We start from the raw sequence: 15894 nt of genomic DNA, 5'->3' as shown, positions 1-15894 counted from the left end.
ATGGACGGAATCGGGCAAGGCTGGAGTTTTTTGCGGCAGTCCAACTGAAAGGATCCTTCATCGATCATGGCGGACGATGCCGTATTACTGAGTCTGATCATCGCCCTGCCTTTCGTCGGCAGCCTGCTAGCCGCGCTCCTGCCGGCCAATGCCCGCAATGCCGAAGCCTGGCTCGCCGGCCTGATCACGGTCGGCATCCTGATCATCGCCGCAATCCTGTGGCCGAAGGTCGCCGAGCCTGCCGTGGTGCGTGCGCAGTTCGAATGGCTGCCGGAGTACGGCCTGAACTTCGTGCTGCGAGTCGACGGGCTGGCCTGGCTCTTCGTCGTCATGATCGCGGGGATCGGCCTGCTCGTCGTCCTCTACGCGCGCTACTACATGTCGCCGGAAGACCCGGTGCCGCGCTTCTTCTCGTTCCTGCTCGCCTTCATGGGCGCGATGCTGGGTGTCGTCACTAGCGGGAACCTGATCCAGATCGTGCTGTTCTGGGAACTGACCAGCCTCTTCTCCTTCCTGCTGATCGCCTATTGGCACCATAGCCAGAGTGCCCGCGACGGCGCGCGCATCGCCCTGACCGTCACTGGCGCAGGCGGGCTCAGCCTCCTCGCAGGCATGCTGCTGCTCGGCCACATCGTCGGCAGCTACGACCTCGACGTCGTCCTGGCCTCGGGCCAGAAGATCGTCGCGCACCCGCTTTATCTCGCGGCGCTGATCCTGGTCGCGCTCGGTGCGCTGACCAAGAGCGCGCAGTTCCCCTTCCATTTCTGGCTACCGCGAGCTATGGCCGCGCCGACCCCGGTCTCGGCCTATCTCCACTCCGCCACCATGGTGAAGGCCGGCGTCTTCCTGCTGGCCCGGCTCTGGCCGGCCATGGCGGGGCACGAATACTGGTTCTGGGTGCTGGCTCCGGTCGGCGTCGCGACCTTGGTGATCGGCGCCTTCCTGGCGCTGTTCCAGCAGGACCTGAAGGGGCTTCTCGCCTATTCGACGATCAGCCATCTCGGCCTGATCACCCTGCTGCTCGGCCTCGGCAGCCCGCTCGCCGCGGTCGCGGCGATCTTCCACATCATGAACCACGCGACCTTCAAGGCCTCGCTGTTCATGGCAGCCGGGATCATCGACCATGAGGCGGGCACGCGCGACGTCCGCCGGCTCGGTGGGCTCTACCGTGCCATGCCGATCACGGCGACGCTCGCCATGGTCGCGGCGGCCTCGATGGCCGGCGTGCCGCTGCTCAACGGCTTCCTTTCGAAGGAAATGTTCTTCGCCGAGACCATCGAGTACCATGTCGACACGGCGCTCGACCATTTGCTGCCCTATATCGCGACCGTCGCCGGCATGTTCAGCGTCGGCTATTCACTGCGGCTGATCCATCAGGTCTTCTTCGGTCCGCCTGCGACCGACCTGCCGCACAAGCCGCATGACCCGGTGATCTGGATGCTGTTGCCGGTCGGCCTGCTGGTGCTGATCTGCCTTCTGGTCGGCATCGTGCCGGCGCAGACGGTGGGCGGCGTGCTCGCGGTCGCGGTCGAGTCGGTGCTGAGGGGGCAGACGCCGAGCTACAGCCTCGCCGTTTGGCACGGCTTCACCCCGGCCCTGCTTATGAGCTTGGTGGCGACGGCGGGTGGCATCGTCATCTATCTCTCGATGCTGCGCTATCTCTCCGGCAACATCGAAGGCGCACCGCTGCTGCGCGAACTGAAGGGCAAGCGCCTGTTCGAGCGGGCGATCGTCTTCCTGTCCTGGCGCTGGGCCAAAGGCCTCGAGCAGGTGGTCAGCACGGCCCGGCTGCAGCCGCAGATGCGCCTGCTGATCGGCGTCACCATCATGCTGGCGCTGTGGTCCTTCTACATCCGGCCGGTCTCGCTGGCGCCCGGCAATGTCCAGGGAGCGGATCTCGAATTCATGCTGGTCTGGCTGGTCGGTGCCGCTTGCGCGCTCGGCGCGGCCTACCAGGCCAAGTATCACCGCCTCGCCGCCGTGATCCTGACCGGCGGGACCGGCCTCGCGGTCTGCCTGACCTTCGCCTGGTTCTCGGCCCCCGACCTCGCCTTGACCCAGTTGCTGGTCGAGGTCGTCACCACCGTCCTACTGCTGCTCGGCCTGCGCTGGCTGCCGAAGCGCATCGAGGGCATCAGCTCCGAGACGATCTTCTCGGCGAGGCTTCGGCGCTTCCGCGACCTCACCGTCGCGGTCGCCGGCGGCGCCGGGCTGGCTCTGCTCTCCTATCTGGTCATGACCTGGCCGCTCACCGGCAGCATCTCCAGCAACTTCCTCGAGCGCGCTTATACGGAGGGCGGCGGGCGCAATGTCGTCAACGTCCTGCTCGTCGACTTCCGCGGCTTCGACACGCTCGGCGAGATCGCCGTGCTCGGCGTGGTGGCGATCACGGTCTATGCGCTGCTACGCCGCTTCCGCCCTGCCCGCGACAGCGTCGGGCTGCCCGAGCAGAAGAAGTTCCAGAACCTCTACGACGCCGACATCCAGGGTAGCGGCAAGGACCCGATCAGCGCGCACTACCTCCTGGTGCCGGGCCTGATCATGCGCCTGCTGTTCCCGGTGATCGCGATGATGGCGGTGTTCCTGTTCATGCGCGGGCATGACCTGCCCGGCGGCGGCTTCGTCTCCGGCCTGACCTTCGCGATCGCCTTCATCCTGCAATACATGGCGGGCGGCGCCCGTTGGGTCGAAGCGCGGCTGCGCATCCTGCCGGTCCGGTGGATCGGCATCGGCCTGCTCGCCGCCGCCTTCACCGGCGCCGGCGCATGGTTGTTCGGCCGCCCCTTCCTGACCACCGCCTTCGCCTATGTCGAGGTCCCCGTCCTCGGCAAGCTGCCTCTGGCCAGTGCCCTGCTCTTCGATTTCGGCGTCGTCGCGCTGGTGCTGGGCGCGACGGTCCTGGTGCTGATCGCGCTGGCGCACCAATCGCTGCGCGTCTACCGCGCTGCGGCTGCCGCTCGCACCACCACAACGACCGGCGGGAGAAACTGATGGAACTGATCGTCTCCCTCGCCATCGGCATCCTTGCCGGCTCGGGCATCTGGCTCTTGCTGCGGCCGCGCACCTTCCAGGTGATCATCGGCCTCTCGCTGCTGTCCTACGCGGTCAACCTCTTCATCTTCGGGATGGGCAGGCTGCGCGTCGGCGCCCCGCCAGTGCTCGACCCCGCCGCCGGCGGCGACATCTCGCGCTATGCCGACCCGCTGCCCCAGGCGCTGGTGCTGACGGCGATCGTCATCAGCTTCGCCATGACCGCCCTCTTCCTCGTCGTCCTGCTGGCCTCGCGCGGCTTGACCCGCAGCGACCATGTCGACGGCCGGGAGGGCGGTTCGTGAACTGGCACGACCATCTCGTCATCGCGCCGATCATCCTGCCGCTGATCGCAGGCGCGACGATGCTGCTCTTCGACGGTCGCGACCGCACGGTCGCGGCCGTGTTCAACCTCGTCTCGACCTTCGCTCTGCTCGCGATCGCGATCGCCCTGGTGATGGGCAGCGCCGGTCCCGATCCGGCCGCCGCGGTCAAGGTCTACCGGCTCGGCGACTGGCCGGCGCAGTTCGGCATCGTGCTGGTCGTCGACCGGCTGTCGAGCATGATGCTGCTGCTCACGGCGATCCTCGCCTGTGCCGCGCTGATCTTCTCGCTGGCGCGCTGGCACAGCTCCGGCAGCTATTTCCACCCGCTCTTCCAGTTCCTGCTGATGGGGCTGAACGGCGCCTTCCTGACCGGCGACCTGTTCAATCTGTTCGTCTTCTTCGAAGTGCTGCTCGCCGCCTCCTACGGCCTGGCACTGCATGGATCCGGGCATGCGCGCGTCCGCGCCGGCCTGCACTACATCGCCGTCAACCTCGTCGCGGCGCTGGTCTTCCTCGTCGGCGTCAGCATGGTCTACGGCGCCGCCGGCACCCTCAACATGGCCGATCTCGCCGCACGCATCGGTAGCCTGCCGGCCCGCGAACGCGCCCTGCTGGAAACCGGCACAAGTATTCTCGGCGTTGCCTTCCTGGTGAAGGCCGCGGCCTGGCCGCTCGGCTTCTGGCTACCCGGGACCTATGCAGCCGCGAGCGCACCGGTGGCGGCGCTGTTCTCGGTGATGACCAAAGTCGGCATCTACGCGATCCTCCGGATCGGCTTCCTGCTGGCCGGCCCCGAGGCTGCCGCCGGCTCGGCCCAGTTCGGCGATGTCTGGCTGCTCGCTGCAGGCGCCGCCACCATCCTCTTCGCGATGGTCGGCATGCTGGCCTCGCAGGACCTCGCCAAGCTCGCAAGCTTCTCCGTCGTCGTCTCTTCGGGAACCATGCTCGCCGTGCTCGGCACCAATGATGTCACGATCATCGGGCCCGCCCTCTATTATCTAGTGTCATCGACGCTCGCGATCGGCGCCTTCTTCCTGCTGATCGAATTGATCGAGCGGGGCCGCGCGCCGACCGACGACATCCTAGCCGTGACGCTCGAGGCCTATGGCATCGAGGATGATGACGAGCCCGGCGAGGACGGCGAAGCCGGGGTCGCCGTGCCCGCGATTCTTGCCGTGCTCGGAGCGGCCTTCATCATCTCGGCGCTGCTGCTCTCCGGCCTGCCGCCGCTGTCCGGCTTCGTCGCCAAGTTCGCGATCCTGGCCGGCGCGCTCGGCCGGACCGAACCGTCGACGGTGACCGGGGTCGCTCCGGGGGCCTGGGTCCTGCTTGTCCTGCTGCTCCTCTCCGGCTTCGTCACGTTGATCGCAATGGTCCGCGCCGGGATCCGCTCCTTCTGGGCGGTGATCGAGCGCGAGGCGCCGCGCGTCCGGGTGATCGAGCTCGCCCCCGTCGCCGCCCTGCTCCTGCTGTGTCTCACTCTCACCCTGCAGGCCGGGCCGGCGATGCGCTTCATGCAGGCCACCGCGTCCGGGCTGCACGGCTCGGCAGCCTATATCCATGGCGTGCTGGGACCGACGACGCCCTCGGCCGGAGGCAAGCCATGAGCCGCTGGCTGCCTTCTCCGCCGACCACACTGGGGCTGCTGGCGCTCTGGCTGCTGCTCAACCAGAGCGTTTCGCCGGGCCATATCCTGCTCGGCAGCATCCTCGGCCTGCTCGGACCTTTCCTGCTGAAGCGGCTCGACGTGCCGCCGCTGAGGCTGCGCCGGCCCGGCGCGATCCTGCGGCTGCTCGGCATCTTCATCGCCGACATGATCCGGTCCAATATCGCGGTCGCACGTGTCATCCTTGCAAACCATCCCGCCCGCAAGAACGGCTTCGTCCGCATCCCGTTGCGACTGCGCTCGCGCTACGGGCTCGCGGCTCTGGCCTGCCTCATCACCGCGACGCCCGGCACGAGCTGGGTCAGCTACGACCCCGCCACGGGCATGCTGGTGATCCATGTGCTCGACCTGACCGAGGGCGACGACTGGTCCGCGCTGATCGAACGGCGCTATGTCGGCTTGTTGGTGGAGATCTTCGAATGAGCGCCACGATCCTTGCCTTCGCCCTCGTCGCCGGTCAGGTCATGCTCGCCCTCGCCATGGTCGCCGCGGCCTACCGCATCCTGCGCGGACCGCGCGCCCAGGATCGCGTGCTCGGCATGGACGCGCTCTATCTCAATGCGATGCTGCTACTGCTCGTCTTCGGCATCGGCTCCGGCACGACGCTGTATTTCGAGGCGGCACTGGCAATCGGCCTGCTCGGTTTCGTCTCGACAGTGGCAATGGCGAAGTTCCTGATGCGCGGGGAGGTGATCGAATGATAACGCTTCACGCCCTGCCGAGCTGGGCCGCCCTGCTGATCGCGCTGCTCATCCTGACGGGGTCGGGACTCGCCCTCATCGGCGCGCTTGGCCTGCTCCGGTTCAAGAGCTTCTACGAGCGCGTGCACGCGCCGACGCTCGGCTCGACGCTGGGGATGGGATGCATCCTGCTCGCCTCGATGCTGTATTTCTCGATCGGCCAGACGCGGCCCGTGGTGCACGAGATCCTGATCGGCCTGTTCATCACGATAACCACCCCGGTGACGCTGCTGCTGCTGGTCCAGGCGACGCTTTACCGGGACCGGCAGGAAGGCCGCGACCCGCTGGACGGAAGCAATCGTCCGGACGCATAGAGCGCCCTTCTCACGCCTTGCCTCTACATCGTGGATCAGGTGATCGGGCACTCTCCGCGAGCAGCAGCGCGAGAAGCTCGCGCTGATTATGCGTCCCGGTCTTGCTGAAAGCGCTCTTGATGTGACCTCGGGCGGTTTCGTAGGTGATGCCCAGTTCCTTCGAGATATCCACCAGGGAGCCGCCGAGCCGTAAGGCGCTGGTGATGCGGGCTTCCTGCTCCGTCAGGCGATAGCGCTCCCGAAGGCGAACCACTACATCCGACCGGTTCGGAGGGAGCACTCTGAGGATCACCAGCGCCGTAACGGCGGGGCTGAAATACGCGAGCGGGCCACGCATCACCAAGGGCTGCAGGTTTGACGCGAGCGGAAGGACCGACACCGAGAGGCGGGTACCGGCCAGTTCGACCAGGAACTCGGCATGCCCCCCCGCTCCGCCAGGGTATCTCTCACAGGTTTCCTGAACCGATCTTGCGAACCTGGCATCAACCTCGGGCAAGCCGAATGAAACGATATCGCGGGCCCGCACATTGATCAGCATGCCGCTGCCGATCAACGCCTCGGCCGCGGAATTTGCCGCGACGAGTTTGCAGTCGGCGTTCACGATGAAGGCGGGATCGAGCAGGTTCTGCATGAGACCATCACTGGGAATTGAGCATTGACTACGCAGAACGGCGCGGTTGCAGTCGAGGGCCCGGCGCATGCGGGAGGCCAGGGCCTGCATAGCCGGCGCCATCACTTCGTTCGTTCGCTCATGCGAGCGGCTGTCATAGTGGATGCAGAAGAACGCGACGCGATCGCGCTCATGGGCAATCTTGAGACCCATGGCCATGTCGGCCCGGCCCATTGGTTTCAGCCAGTCGTTGAAGAACTCGGTTCTCTCGAGGATGCTACGCGGCAGGAGCGCATCGGCCAACTCGACCTTCGCTGTCGCCATCTCCTTCCAGATTCCCAGCCATGGATTGCGAGAGGCGAAATGCAGGAAGTAGGGCTCGAGGTTGACGTCCTCCCAGCCAGCTCCGGCGAGAGGTAGGGCGTAAGGGGACAATCTATCATGGCCCTGGAAAAGAACGCGCGCATCGGGGCGAAGTGCCTGGAAAGCAGCACAGACGTCCTGCCACCGATCAGGAGATAGCGCTGCCGCGTCGATGACTTCGCCGACCTGCGAAATCGCGCGAACGAACTCGGCACTACTGAGGCCGCGCAGCGCCATTCCGGATCCCCCGACCCCCTTCTTGATTTTGGCCGATCATTCTCCAGCGGGAACCGAAGAGCAATAGTTATCCAGCTCGCCTCTGCGATCGCTCGAAACTTAACGGTCCGCGAAACGACTGTCTTACCCCAATTGGGTGAGGGCCACGATCTTGAATTGCCGTAGTTTCGAAACTGGCCGATCAAGGCTGCCTGCTCGAACCGGGGGGATGGGCAGTGAGGAGTCTATGCGTGATGCGCCCTGCCGAAGCACGGGGGGGCTGCCGCTCCTGCGACAGGAGCGATGCGGAACCGTGCACCTGCCAGGGCGTCGATGGCGACACCGTCAGGATGGTGACGCTTAGCCAGCTATGGGGCGCCGAGGCGCTCGGCCGAAGTTGCCATCCCGCGATCCACGCGGCGACGAAATCAAGGGAACTCCACAGCATCGGACGGCTACGCTACCTGCTGTTCGTAGAACGCGGCGGCGAGAATTCCGCCTATACTAACCATGGCGAAGGCTGGCTTCTGGAACCGATCGATGCGGTAAGCCTCAATCTCTGGGCGGGGCCGGAGCGGCGTTGCCTCGCCGCGATCAGGCTTACCCAGGGCGCCGATGCCGTCTCCGATCCGCGGCTTGCGGCGATGCTTCGATGCAGCGCGCTGCCGCAGGCGGACCATCACAGCTGTCTGGTTCTCTCGCGCCTCGCGGTCCGCCGCGAAGCTCGCGCGCAGGCTCTTACTCCGGCCCTCGCCCGGCATGCCTACAGGGCCGGGCTCGAATCCGGCGCCAGCATGGCGCTGCTCGCTTCCCGTCCCACAGACATTCCGTTCTTCGCGCGCCTTGGTTTCAGACCCTCCGGCACCGCATGGGCCGAGCCCGGCATGGACGAACTCCGCTGCCTGACACTCGGGCTGCGGGACCGAGCAACTCTCCAGACGGTCAAGTCACCGCTGTTGGCGGAGCTCGATGCGTTCGAGGCCAACGGACCTGTCGGCACGTCCGAGGTTTCGATCGTTGATCTCGGCGACGACCTGTGAGGTCAGGCACGGCACAAGCCATCCGGCCGAACTCGGCCTCCGATTGCACCTGTCTTGGCAGCGCCCTTTCCAAACGGGAACTCAGGCGCCGTTCTTGATCAGCTCCCGCGCGATGATGGTGCGCTGGATCTGGTTGGTGCCCTCATAGATCTGGGTGATCTTGGCGTCGCGATAAAGCCGCTCGACCTCGAAGCCCTGGATGTAGCCGGAGCCGCCGAAGATCTGGACGGCGTTTGCGGTCTGTGCCACCGCCATGTCGCTGGCGAAGCATTTGGCGATAGAGGCGGCCGAGGTCGCCGGCGCACCATGGTCGATCAGCAGCGCCGCGCGCTCGACCAGCGCCCGGGCGGCGGCGATGTCCTTGGCCATGTCGGCGAGCATCCATTGCAGGCCCTGGTTCTCCAGGATCGGCTTGCCGAACTGGCGCCGCTCGCGGGCATAGGCCAGCGCCGCCTCGAGCCCGGCCTGAGCGATGCCGACCGCGAGCGCGCCGATGCCGACGCGACCCTTCTCGAGCACGCTCATCATGATGTGGAAACCGCGCCCCTGCGGCCCGAGCATCGCCTCGCGCGGCACTGTCACGCCGTCGAAGTTAAGCGCGCCGACCTGGCTCGCGCGCTGACCCATCTTGTGTTCCTTGGCGCCGCGCGAAACGCCGGGCGCGTTGAGGTCGACGATGAAGATGCTCATGCCCCGATGGCCGGCTGCGGGATCGGTCGAAGCCAGCACGAAGCCGAGATCGGCGACCGGCGCATTGTGGATCCAGAGCTTGCCGCCATCGATGACATGGCCGTCGGCGCTCTCGCGCGCAGTGGTGCGGACATTGGAAAGATCGGAACCCGCCTCGGCCTCGGTCAGGCAATAGGCGACGCGGGTCTTGCCCAGCAGGATGCCCGGCAGATGGCGGGCGCGCTGCTCGGCCGTGCCATAGCGGGTCAGCAGCGTGCCGATGAGCTCGACGAGGCCGCACTGATCGGCGACCGAGGCATAGCCGCGCGACAACTCCTCCATCACCAGCGCATAGGCATAGGTGTCGAGCCCGGCCCCACCATGCTCGGGATCGGCAGTGATGCCGAACAGGCCGAGCTCGCCCATCTGGCGATAGATCTCGGCCGGAAAGGTCGAGTCGCGGTCGAGATCGGCAGCAGCCGGGCGCACCCACTCGTCGGCGAAGCGGCGGGCGGTGTCGCGGATCTGCTGGTAGAGTGGGGCATCCTGGAGCGACGCGTGCATGGGTTTCCTCCCGTCCTCAGGCGATGCCGTTCAAGGCGCAGAGATGGCCCATGCGCATTGCGGCGCGCTCGGGATCGGCGAAGAGCCCGGCCTGGTCGGCGAGGCGGAAGAGATCGGCATAGTGCAGGATGCCGCGGGCCGATTCCGCGCCGCCGACCATGCGGAAGTGGTCCTGGAAGCCATTGAGCCAGACGAGGAAGACGACGCCGCTCTTGTAGTATTGGGTCGGGGCCTCGAAGAGCCGGCGAGCCAGCGTGACCGTCGGATCGAGGATTGCGTGGAAGCCCTGCCGGTCGCCGGCATCGAGGCAGGCGAAGGCGGCGGCGGCCGCCGGCGCGATAGGATCGAAGATCCCGAGCAAGCCATGAGAAAAGCCCTGCTCGTCGCCGCCGATCAGCTCGGCATAGTTGAAGTCGTCGCCGGTATACATCACGACGCCCTCCGGCAGCCTCCGGCGCATGGTGATCTCCTTGCCGGCGTCGAGCAGCGAGATCTTGATCCCGTCTATCTTGGCGGCATGCTCGCGGATCAGCGTCAGCACGGTCTGCATCGCCGGCTCGAAATCACGGCTGCCCCAATAGCCTGCGAGCGCCGGATCGAACATCTCGCCGAGCCAGTGCAGGATGACCTTGCCGCGGCACTGGCCGATCAGCCGGCCGTAGACGGCAAGATAGTCGTCCGGCCCCTTCGCCACCCGGCAGAGCGCGCGACTCGCCATCAGGATGATCTTGCCGCCATGCTTCTCGACATGAGCGATCTGCTCCTCATAGGCGCGGATGACGTCGTCGAGCGTGGTCGCGGCATTGGCGTCGAGCTGGTCGGTGCCGGCGCCGCAGGCGAGATCGGCGCCCGGCACGGTCTTCGCTTCGGCGAGCACGCGGGCGATCAGCTCGGCGGCATTACTCCAGTCGAGCCCCTGTCCGCGCTGCGAGGTGTCCATCGCCTCGGCGATCTTGAAGCCCAGGCCCCAGAGATGGCGCCGGAAGGCCAGCGTCGCGTCCCAGTCGAGCGCCGGAACGCGCCAGGGCTCGTTCAGCTTGCGGGGATCGGCAACGACATGGGCCGCCGCGAAGACCGTGCGGGTGCGTGAGGGAGCATGCACCGGAGCAAAGCGCGAGGCCGGCGCCAGAAGGTAGCGTTCAGTCCCGCCATCGGCCTTGGGCAAAGTGATCTGGGCCACGGCTTCCTCCCGATTTAATGGAACGTTCCAGTTACTGAACGCCTTTCCATCGCTATAATTCATTCTTTTTTGGTTTCAAAGAGAGATATTGCCACACCACTCTCACGATGATATGGAACGTTCCAAATTTAGAACTGCCCGGGGACGCACGGCGCCTCGGGCGCGAACGGGACGGAACGATGCCGCAAGAGGCGGAAGCCAGGGAAAAGGTGACGATCATCGAGATCGCGGACGCCGCCGGCGTCTCGAAATCGACGGTCTCGCTCGTCCTGACCGGCCGCGGCAGCGTCAAGCCGGAGACGCGCGAGCGCATCCTGCGCGTGATGGACGAGCTCGGCTACGTCTACAATCGCGGCGCCGCCAATCTGCGCAACACGCACTCAAAGATCGTGGGGCTCGTCCTGAACGATCTCTCCAACCCGTTCTTCGCCGAGTTCGCCATCGGCGTCGAAACCGTGCTGCAGATGGCCGGCTATGTCGCCTTCATGGCTAACACCTCCGAAAGCGTGGTGCGCCAGAGCCAGGTGATGCGGATGATGCGCGAGCATGGCGCGGGCGGCATCATCCTCTGCCCGGCGCTCGACACCACCGCCGAAGAGCTGGCGCAGGCGAGCGGCCCGGAAACGGCACTGCTGGTCGCGATCCGGCGGTTGCCAGGCGTCGCGGCGAGCTCGGTGGTGCCGGACAATGTCGCCGGTTCGGCGCGGATCACCCGCCATCTCCTCAATCTCGGGCACAAACGCATCGCCTATCTCGGCGGCATGAACTCGATGGTGGTCCGGCAGGACCGCCATCAGGGCTTCAGCGAGGCCATGGCGAAGGCAGGGCTTTCGGCCGATCCCGGCCTCAACCTCGAATGCATGCCGACCCGCGATGGCGGCTTCAGCGCGATGAGCTCGGCCCTGGCGCTGCCGGACCGGCCGACGGCCGTGGTCTGCTACAACGACGTCGTCGCCATCGGCGCCATGCTGGCAGCCGCGAGGCGCGGCCTCGTCGTCGGCCGCGACATCGCGATCGTCGGCTTCGACGACACCAGCGAGGCGCGCCATGTCTCGCCGGCCCTGACCACAATCGCCGTCGATGCGGTCGGACTCGGCGAGCGTGCCGCGGCGATGCTGCTCGAGCGCATCACCAACCGTGCGGCGCCGGCGACCAGCCATGTCGGCCCGGCCGATCTCGTCATCCGCGAATCCTGCGGCGCCTATCAGCATGCGCTGACGGCCGCCGGCTGACCCCTTTATCACAACCGGACGAAAGCAAGATGGCGTTCCCCCGCATCCTCACCGCAGACGAAGCCGCAGCCCTGATCCCGGACGAGGCGATCGTCACCGTCTCCTCGTCTTCCGGGCTTGGCTGCCCGGATGCGGTTCTCGCCGCGATCGGCCGGCGCTTCGAGGCGAGCGGCCATCCGAAGCAGCTGACGACGCTGCACCCGATCGCCGCTGGCGACATGTCGGGCATCAAGGGCATCGACCATCTCGCCAGGCCGGGCCTCCTCGCCCGCATCCTCGGCGGCTCCTACCCGTCCGGCCCGTCGAGCGCCGAGCCGCCCGCGATCTGGAAGATGGTCACCGGCAACGAGATCCCGGCCTACAACGTGCCGAGCGGCATCCTGTTCGACATGCATCGCGAGGCGGCTGCGAAGCGCCCGGGGGTGCTGACCAAGATCGGCATGGAGACCTTCGTCGACCCCCGCAACCAGGGCTGCGCGATGAACGAGCGCGCCGCCGCCGAGCCGATCGTCAGCCGCGTCGAGTTCGACGGAGAGGACTGGCTCTATTTCCGCAGCATCGTGCCGAAGATCGCGATCATCCGCGCCACCACGGCCGATGAGCGCGGCAACCTCTCCTACGAGCATGAGGGCGGCTATCTCGGCCCGCTCGACCAGGCGCTCTCCGTCCGCAACAATGGCGGCATCGTCATCGCGCAGGTGAAACGCGTCGTCGCCGCCGGCTCGCTGAAGCCGCAGCAGGTCTTCGTGCCCGGCATCCTGGTCGACGCCATCGTCGTCGCGCCCGAGCAGATGCAGACGACGCAGACGGTCTACGACCCCGCGATCTCCGGCGAGATCGCCCGGCCGCTGTCGAGCTTCGAGACGCCGGCCTTCGACGTCGCCAAGGTGATCGCGCGGCGCGTCGCACAGGAGCTGCGCCATGGCGACGCCGTCAATATCGGCTTCGGCATCTCCGCCAATGTGCCGCGCATCCTGATCGAGGAAGGCCAGCACGGCGCCGTCACCTGGGTGATCGAGCAGGGAGCGGTCGGCGGCGTGCCGCTGCTCGAATTCCAGTTCGGCTGCGCTTCCAATGCCGAGGCGATCGTGCCCTCGCCCTACCAGTTCACCTATTTCCAGGGCGCCGGCTTCGACATGTCGCTGCTCTCCTTCCTGCAGATCGACAGGCAGGGCTCGGTCAACGTCTCCAAGCTCGGCGTACGCCCGCATGTCACCGCCGGTGCCGGCGGCTTCATCGACATCACGGCCCGCGCCCGGCGCATCGTCTTCTCCGGCTATTTCAGCGCCGGCGCCAAGCTCGCCATCGCCGATGGCAAGCTGGTCATCGAGAAGGAAGGCAAGGTCAGGAAGCTGGTCGAGGCGGTCGAGCACATCTCCTTCTCCGGCCCGCGCGCCATCGCCCAGGGCCAGGACATCACCTACATCACCGAGCGCTGCGTGATGAAGCTGACGGCAGACGGCATCGTCGTCAGCGAGATCGCGCCCGGCGTCGACCTCGAGCGCGACATCCTCGCCCAGGCGGAGTTCCCGCTGCTGGTGCCGCAGCCGCCGAAGCTGATGGATGCGGCGCTGTTCCAGGAGGCCCTGCTCGGCCTCGCCATCCCCCGGAGGGCCGCATGAGCGATCCCGTCACCCTCGAAATCGCGGGCGGGCTCGCGATCATCACCCTCGCCCGTCCCGAGAAGCTCAACGCACTCGACGACGTCATGGTCGCGCTGCTCGGCCGCCATGCCGAGACGATCGATGCCGACCGTTCGGTGCGCGCCGTGATCCTGACCGGCGAGGGTAAGGCCTTCTGCGCCGGCGGCGACATCGTCGCCTGGGGCGGGCTCTCGCCGCTGGAGATGGGCCAGGGCTGGGTTCGCTCCGGTCATCGCGTCTTCGACAAGCTGGCGCGGATGAAGCCGCCGGTGATCGCGGCGATGAACGGCCATGCGCTCGGCGGCGGGCTCGAGCTCGCCGTCACCGCCGACATCCGGATCTGCGAGGTCCAGGCCAAGATCGGCCTGCCCGAAAGCGGGCTCGGCATGATCCCCGGCTGGTCGGGCACGCAGCGCCTGGTCAAGCGCCTCGGCGGGCGCGTCGCCCGCCGCCTCGCGCTCACCGGCGAGATCATCACCGCCGAGACGGCGCTGTCGCTCGGAATCGTCGACGAGGTCGTCGAGAAGGGTGGCGCCCTGGCAGCTGCCAAGGTCGTGGCCGAGCGCGTGCTGACTCGCGGCCCGGTGGCGAACATGGTGGTCAAGCAGTTGATCAACGCCGCCGAGGATGAGGACCGCGCCGCGATCATGGAGACGCTGGCGACCTCGCTCGTCTCCTATACGGACGATGTCAAGGAAGGCGTCGACGCCTTCAAGGACAAGCGTCCGCCGAACTACCGGGGGTCCTGAGATGACACGTCCCGTCGCCCTGATCACCGGCGGACGACGCGGCATCGGCCGCGCCATCGGCCTCGCCCTCGCCCAGGCCGGCCATGACATCGCCTTCACCGACATCGCCGAGGACGAGGCTGCCGACGCGGCCAAGGCGGCCTTCGCCGAGGCCGGCGCCCGGACCTTGTTCGTGCGGCACGATGTCACCGCGATCGAGAGCCATGCCGATCTCGTCGCGAGCGTCATGCGCGAATTCGGCCGGCTCGACCTCTTCGTCTCGAACGCCGGCATCGGCGCGCCAGTGCGCGGCGACATGCTGGAGATCACGCCGGAATCCTATGATCTCGTCATGGGGGTCAATCTGCGCGGCGCCGCCTTCCTGAGCCAGGAAGTCGCCAAGGCGATGATCGGCCAGGGCAAGGACCGGCATCAAGCAATCGTGTTCATCACCTCGGCCAGCACGGAGCTGGTCTCGATCGACCGGGCCCAGTATTGCGTCTCGAAGATCGGCCTCTCGATGTGGGCGAAGGCGCTGGCCGTCAGGCTCGCGCCCGAGGGCATCCCGGTCTTCGAGGTCCGTCCGGGCGTGATCCGCACCGACATGACGGCGAAGGTCGCAGCGAAATACGATGCCCGCATCGCCGACGGGCTGATCCCGGCGGGGCGCTGGGGTGAGGGAGAAGACGTCGCGCGCTGCGTGGTCGGCCTGGCCAGTGGCGATTTCGCCTATGCGACGGGAACTGTGATCAATGCCGATGGCGGGTTGATGATTCCGCGCCTGTAGTTAGGTTCGCCGCCTTCAGATTCGATTCAGATAAAGTGGCGGCCGCCGCCAATGGACAAGGAGCAGGGCGCGCGATGACAGCAAAGACTTGCTCATCCCCGGAGGGGGCACACTGAATGAGCTATGAGTTCGATTTCGCCTCGGTCTTCGAAGCCTGGCCGGAACTGCTTCACGGGCTGATCAATTCGCTCGTGCTCTCGGCGGCTGCGATGGCGATCGGCATGATCGTCGCCGTCGCCGGCGCGCTCGGCAAGACCTCCGGCCCGAAATGGCTGGTCTGGATCATCGACGGCTATATCGAGCTGATCCGCAACACGCCATTCCTGATCCAGATCTTCATGATCTATTTCGGCCTGCCCTCGCTCGGACTGAAGTTCTCGTCCAACACTGCGGCGCTGATCGCGCTGGTGGTCAATGTCGGCGCCTATGGCATCGAGATCATCCGCGCCGGCATCGAGAGCATCCAGAAGGGCCAGGTCGAGGCCGGAAAATCGCTCGGCATGCGGCCGCTGCAGATCTTCCGCTACATCATCCTGAAGCCGGCGATCCAAGCGATTTATCCCTCGCTGACCAGCCAGTTCATCCTGCTGATGCTGAATTCGAGCGTCTGCTCGGTGATCGCGGCGACCGAGCTGACGGCCATCGCCGGCGACATCCAGTCGCGCACCTTCCGCAGTTTCGAGGTCTATTTCATCGTCACCTGCATGTATCTCGGCCTGTCGATCTTCTTCTGGACCGCTTTCGCGGCGATCGAGCGCACCTTCCTGCGCAAGCCAACCCGGTAAG

Annotated in this window: 15 protein-coding genes; 12 read left to right on the top strand and 3 right to left on the bottom strand. The window is 66.5% G+C overall.

All coding sequences use genetic code 11. From position 1 onward, the window contains the following. Positions 1-66: 66 nt before the first annotated feature. The 6 genes from DK26_RS18820 to mnhG are packed head-to-tail and all read left to right on the top strand — an operon-like array spanning position 67 to position 6076. Entirely contained in the window at positions 67-2991 is a 2925-nt protein-coding gene (locus DK26_RS18820; RefSeq protein ID WP_066475708.1) for a monovalent cation/H+ antiporter subunit A, read from the top strand. Beyond that, positions 2991-3335 carry a Na+/H+ antiporter subunit C gene (locus DK26_RS18815; RefSeq protein ID WP_066475707.1) on the top strand — a complete coding sequence of 115 codons (345 nt, stop codon included), beginning with the start codon at positions 2991-2993 and terminating at the stop codon, positions 3333-3335. Before DK26_RS18820 ends, DK26_RS18815 begins: the two co-directional genes overlap by 1 nt. After that, a complete protein-coding gene (locus DK26_RS18810; RefSeq protein ID WP_083533345.1) occupies positions 3332-4963 on the top strand; it encodes a monovalent cation/H+ antiporter subunit D in 1632 nt (543 codons plus the stop codon). The genes DK26_RS18815 and DK26_RS18810 overlap by 4 nt, the downstream gene beginning before the upstream one ends. Further along, positions 4960-5445 carry a Na+/H+ antiporter subunit E gene (locus DK26_RS18805; RefSeq protein ID WP_066475706.1) on the top strand — a complete coding sequence of 162 codons (486 nt, stop codon included), beginning with the start codon at positions 4960-4962 and terminating at the stop codon, positions 5443-5445. Before DK26_RS18810 ends, DK26_RS18805 begins: the two co-directional genes overlap by 4 nt. Beyond that, entirely contained in the window at positions 5442-5723 is a 282-nt protein-coding gene (locus tag DK26_RS18800) for a K+/H+ antiporter subunit F (protein ID WP_066475705.1), read from the top strand. The genes DK26_RS18805 and DK26_RS18800 overlap by 4 nt, the downstream gene beginning before the upstream one ends. Further along, positions 5720-6076 (top strand): monovalent cation/H(+) antiporter subunit G, encoded by a 357-nt coding sequence (gene mnhG, locus DK26_RS18795; RefSeq protein ID WP_066475704.1) that lies wholly within the window; start codon positions 5720-5722, stop codon positions 6074-6076. Before DK26_RS18800 ends, mnhG begins: the two co-directional genes overlap by 4 nt. Positions 6077-6086: 10 nt before the next feature. On the opposite strand, the gene DK26_RS18790 is transcribed toward mnhG, so the two are convergent. Next, entirely contained in the window at positions 6087-7286 is a 1200-nt protein-coding gene (locus DK26_RS18790) for a hypothetical protein (RefSeq protein WP_066475702.1), read from the bottom strand. Positions 7287-7516: 230 nt separating this feature from the next. On the opposite strand from DK26_RS18790, the gene DK26_RS18785 reads away from it, so the two are divergent. Then, positions 7517-8305: a hypothetical protein gene (locus DK26_RS18785; protein ID WP_157089724.1), complete on the top strand. Its 789-nt coding sequence runs from the start codon at positions 7517-7519 to the stop codon at positions 8303-8305. Positions 8306-8386: 81 nt separating this feature from the next. Here DK26_RS18785 and DK26_RS18780 read toward each other — a convergent pair whose 3' ends face one another. Then, entirely contained in the window at positions 8387-9538 is a 1152-nt protein-coding gene (locus tag DK26_RS18780) for an acyl-CoA dehydrogenase family protein (protein ID WP_066475698.1), read from the bottom strand. 16 nt (positions 9539-9554) lie between these two features. Continuing rightward, on the bottom strand, positions 9555-10718 hold the full coding sequence (locus DK26_RS18775; RefSeq protein ID WP_066475697.1) for a dihydrodipicolinate synthase family protein: 1164 nt from the start codon (positions 10716-10718) through the stop codon (positions 9555-9557). Between the two features lie 179 nt (positions 10719-10897). Between DK26_RS18775 and DK26_RS18770 the strand changes: the two genes are divergently transcribed. The 5 genes from DK26_RS18770 to DK26_RS18750 all read left to right on the top strand — a co-directional run bounded on the left by DK26_RS18770 (position 10898) and on the right by DK26_RS18750 (position 15893). Continuing rightward, the gene (locus DK26_RS18770; RefSeq protein WP_066475696.1) at positions 10898-11950 is read left to right on the top strand and encodes a LacI family DNA-binding transcriptional regulator; all 1053 of its coding nucleotides are present in this window, start codon (positions 10898-10900) and stop codon (positions 11948-11950) included. Between the two features lie 29 nt (positions 11951-11979). Next, a complete protein-coding gene (locus tag DK26_RS18765) occupies positions 11980-13572 on the top strand; it encodes an acyl CoA:acetate/3-ketoacid CoA transferase (protein WP_066475694.1) in 1593 nt (530 codons plus the stop codon). After that, on the top strand, positions 13569-14342 hold the full coding sequence (locus tag DK26_RS18760) for an enoyl-CoA hydratase/isomerase family protein (protein ID WP_066475693.1): 774 nt from the start codon (positions 13569-13571) through the stop codon (positions 14340-14342). The genes DK26_RS18765 and DK26_RS18760 overlap by 4 nt, the downstream gene beginning before the upstream one ends. Before the next feature lies 1 nt (position 14343). After that, entirely contained in the window at positions 14344-15108 is a 765-nt protein-coding gene (locus tag DK26_RS18755; RefSeq protein WP_066475692.1) for a 3-ketoacyl-ACP reductase, read from the top strand. Positions 15109-15224: 116 nt separating this feature from the next. Beyond that, positions 15225-15893, top strand: a complete 669-nt coding sequence (locus DK26_RS18750; protein WP_066475691.1) for an amino acid ABC transporter permease — start codon at positions 15225-15227, stop codon at positions 15891-15893. Position 15894: the final 1 nt, after the last annotated feature.

This window comes from Allobosea sp. WAO (assembly GCF_001509835.1).
Lineage (GTDB): Bacteria > Pseudomonadota > Alphaproteobacteria > Rhizobiales > Beijerinckiaceae > Allobosea.
This window is presented reverse-complemented; position numbering and strand designations above follow the sequence as displayed.

Coding starts and splice junctions, on each gene's coding strand:
- DK26_RS18820 (WP_066475708.1), top strand. CDS start 67: ATGGCGGACGATGCCGTATTACTGAGTCTGATCATCGCCCTGCCTTTC.
- DK26_RS18815 (WP_066475707.1), top strand. CDS start 2,991: ATGGAACTGATCGTCTCCCTCGCCATCGGCATCCTTGCCGGCTCGGGC.
- DK26_RS18805 (WP_066475706.1), top strand. CDS start 4,960: ATGAGCCGCTGGCTGCCTTCTCCGCCGACCACACTGGGGCTGCTGGCG.
- DK26_RS18800 (WP_066475705.1), top strand. CDS start 5,442: ATGAGCGCCACGATCCTTGCCTTCGCCCTCGTCGCCGGTCAGGTCATG.
- mnhG (WP_066475704.1), top strand. CDS start 5,720: ATGATAACGCTTCACGCCCTGCCGAGCTGGGCCGCCCTGCTGATCGCG.
- DK26_RS18790 (WP_066475702.1), bottom strand. CDS start 7,286: ATGGCGCTGCGCGGCCTCAGTAGTGCCGAGTTCGTTCGCGCGATTTCG.
- DK26_RS18780 (WP_066475698.1), bottom strand. CDS start 9,538: ATGCACGCGTCGCTCCAGGATGCCCCACTCTACCAGCAGATCCGCGAC.
- DK26_RS18770 (WP_066475696.1), top strand. CDS start 10,898: ATGCCGCAAGAGGCGGAAGCCAGGGAAAAGGTGACGATCATCGAGATC.
- DK26_RS18765 (WP_066475694.1), top strand. CDS start 11,980: ATGGCGTTCCCCCGCATCCTCACCGCAGACGAAGCCGCAGCCCTGATC.
- DK26_RS18760 (WP_066475693.1), top strand. CDS start 13,569: ATGAGCGATCCCGTCACCCTCGAAATCGCGGGCGGGCTCGCGATCATC.
- DK26_RS18755 (WP_066475692.1), top strand. CDS start 14,344: ATGACACGTCCCGTCGCCCTGATCACCGGCGGACGACGCGGCATCGGC.
- DK26_RS18750 (WP_066475691.1), top strand. CDS start 15,225: ATGAGCTATGAGTTCGATTTCGCCTCGGTCTTCGAAGCCTGGCCGGAA.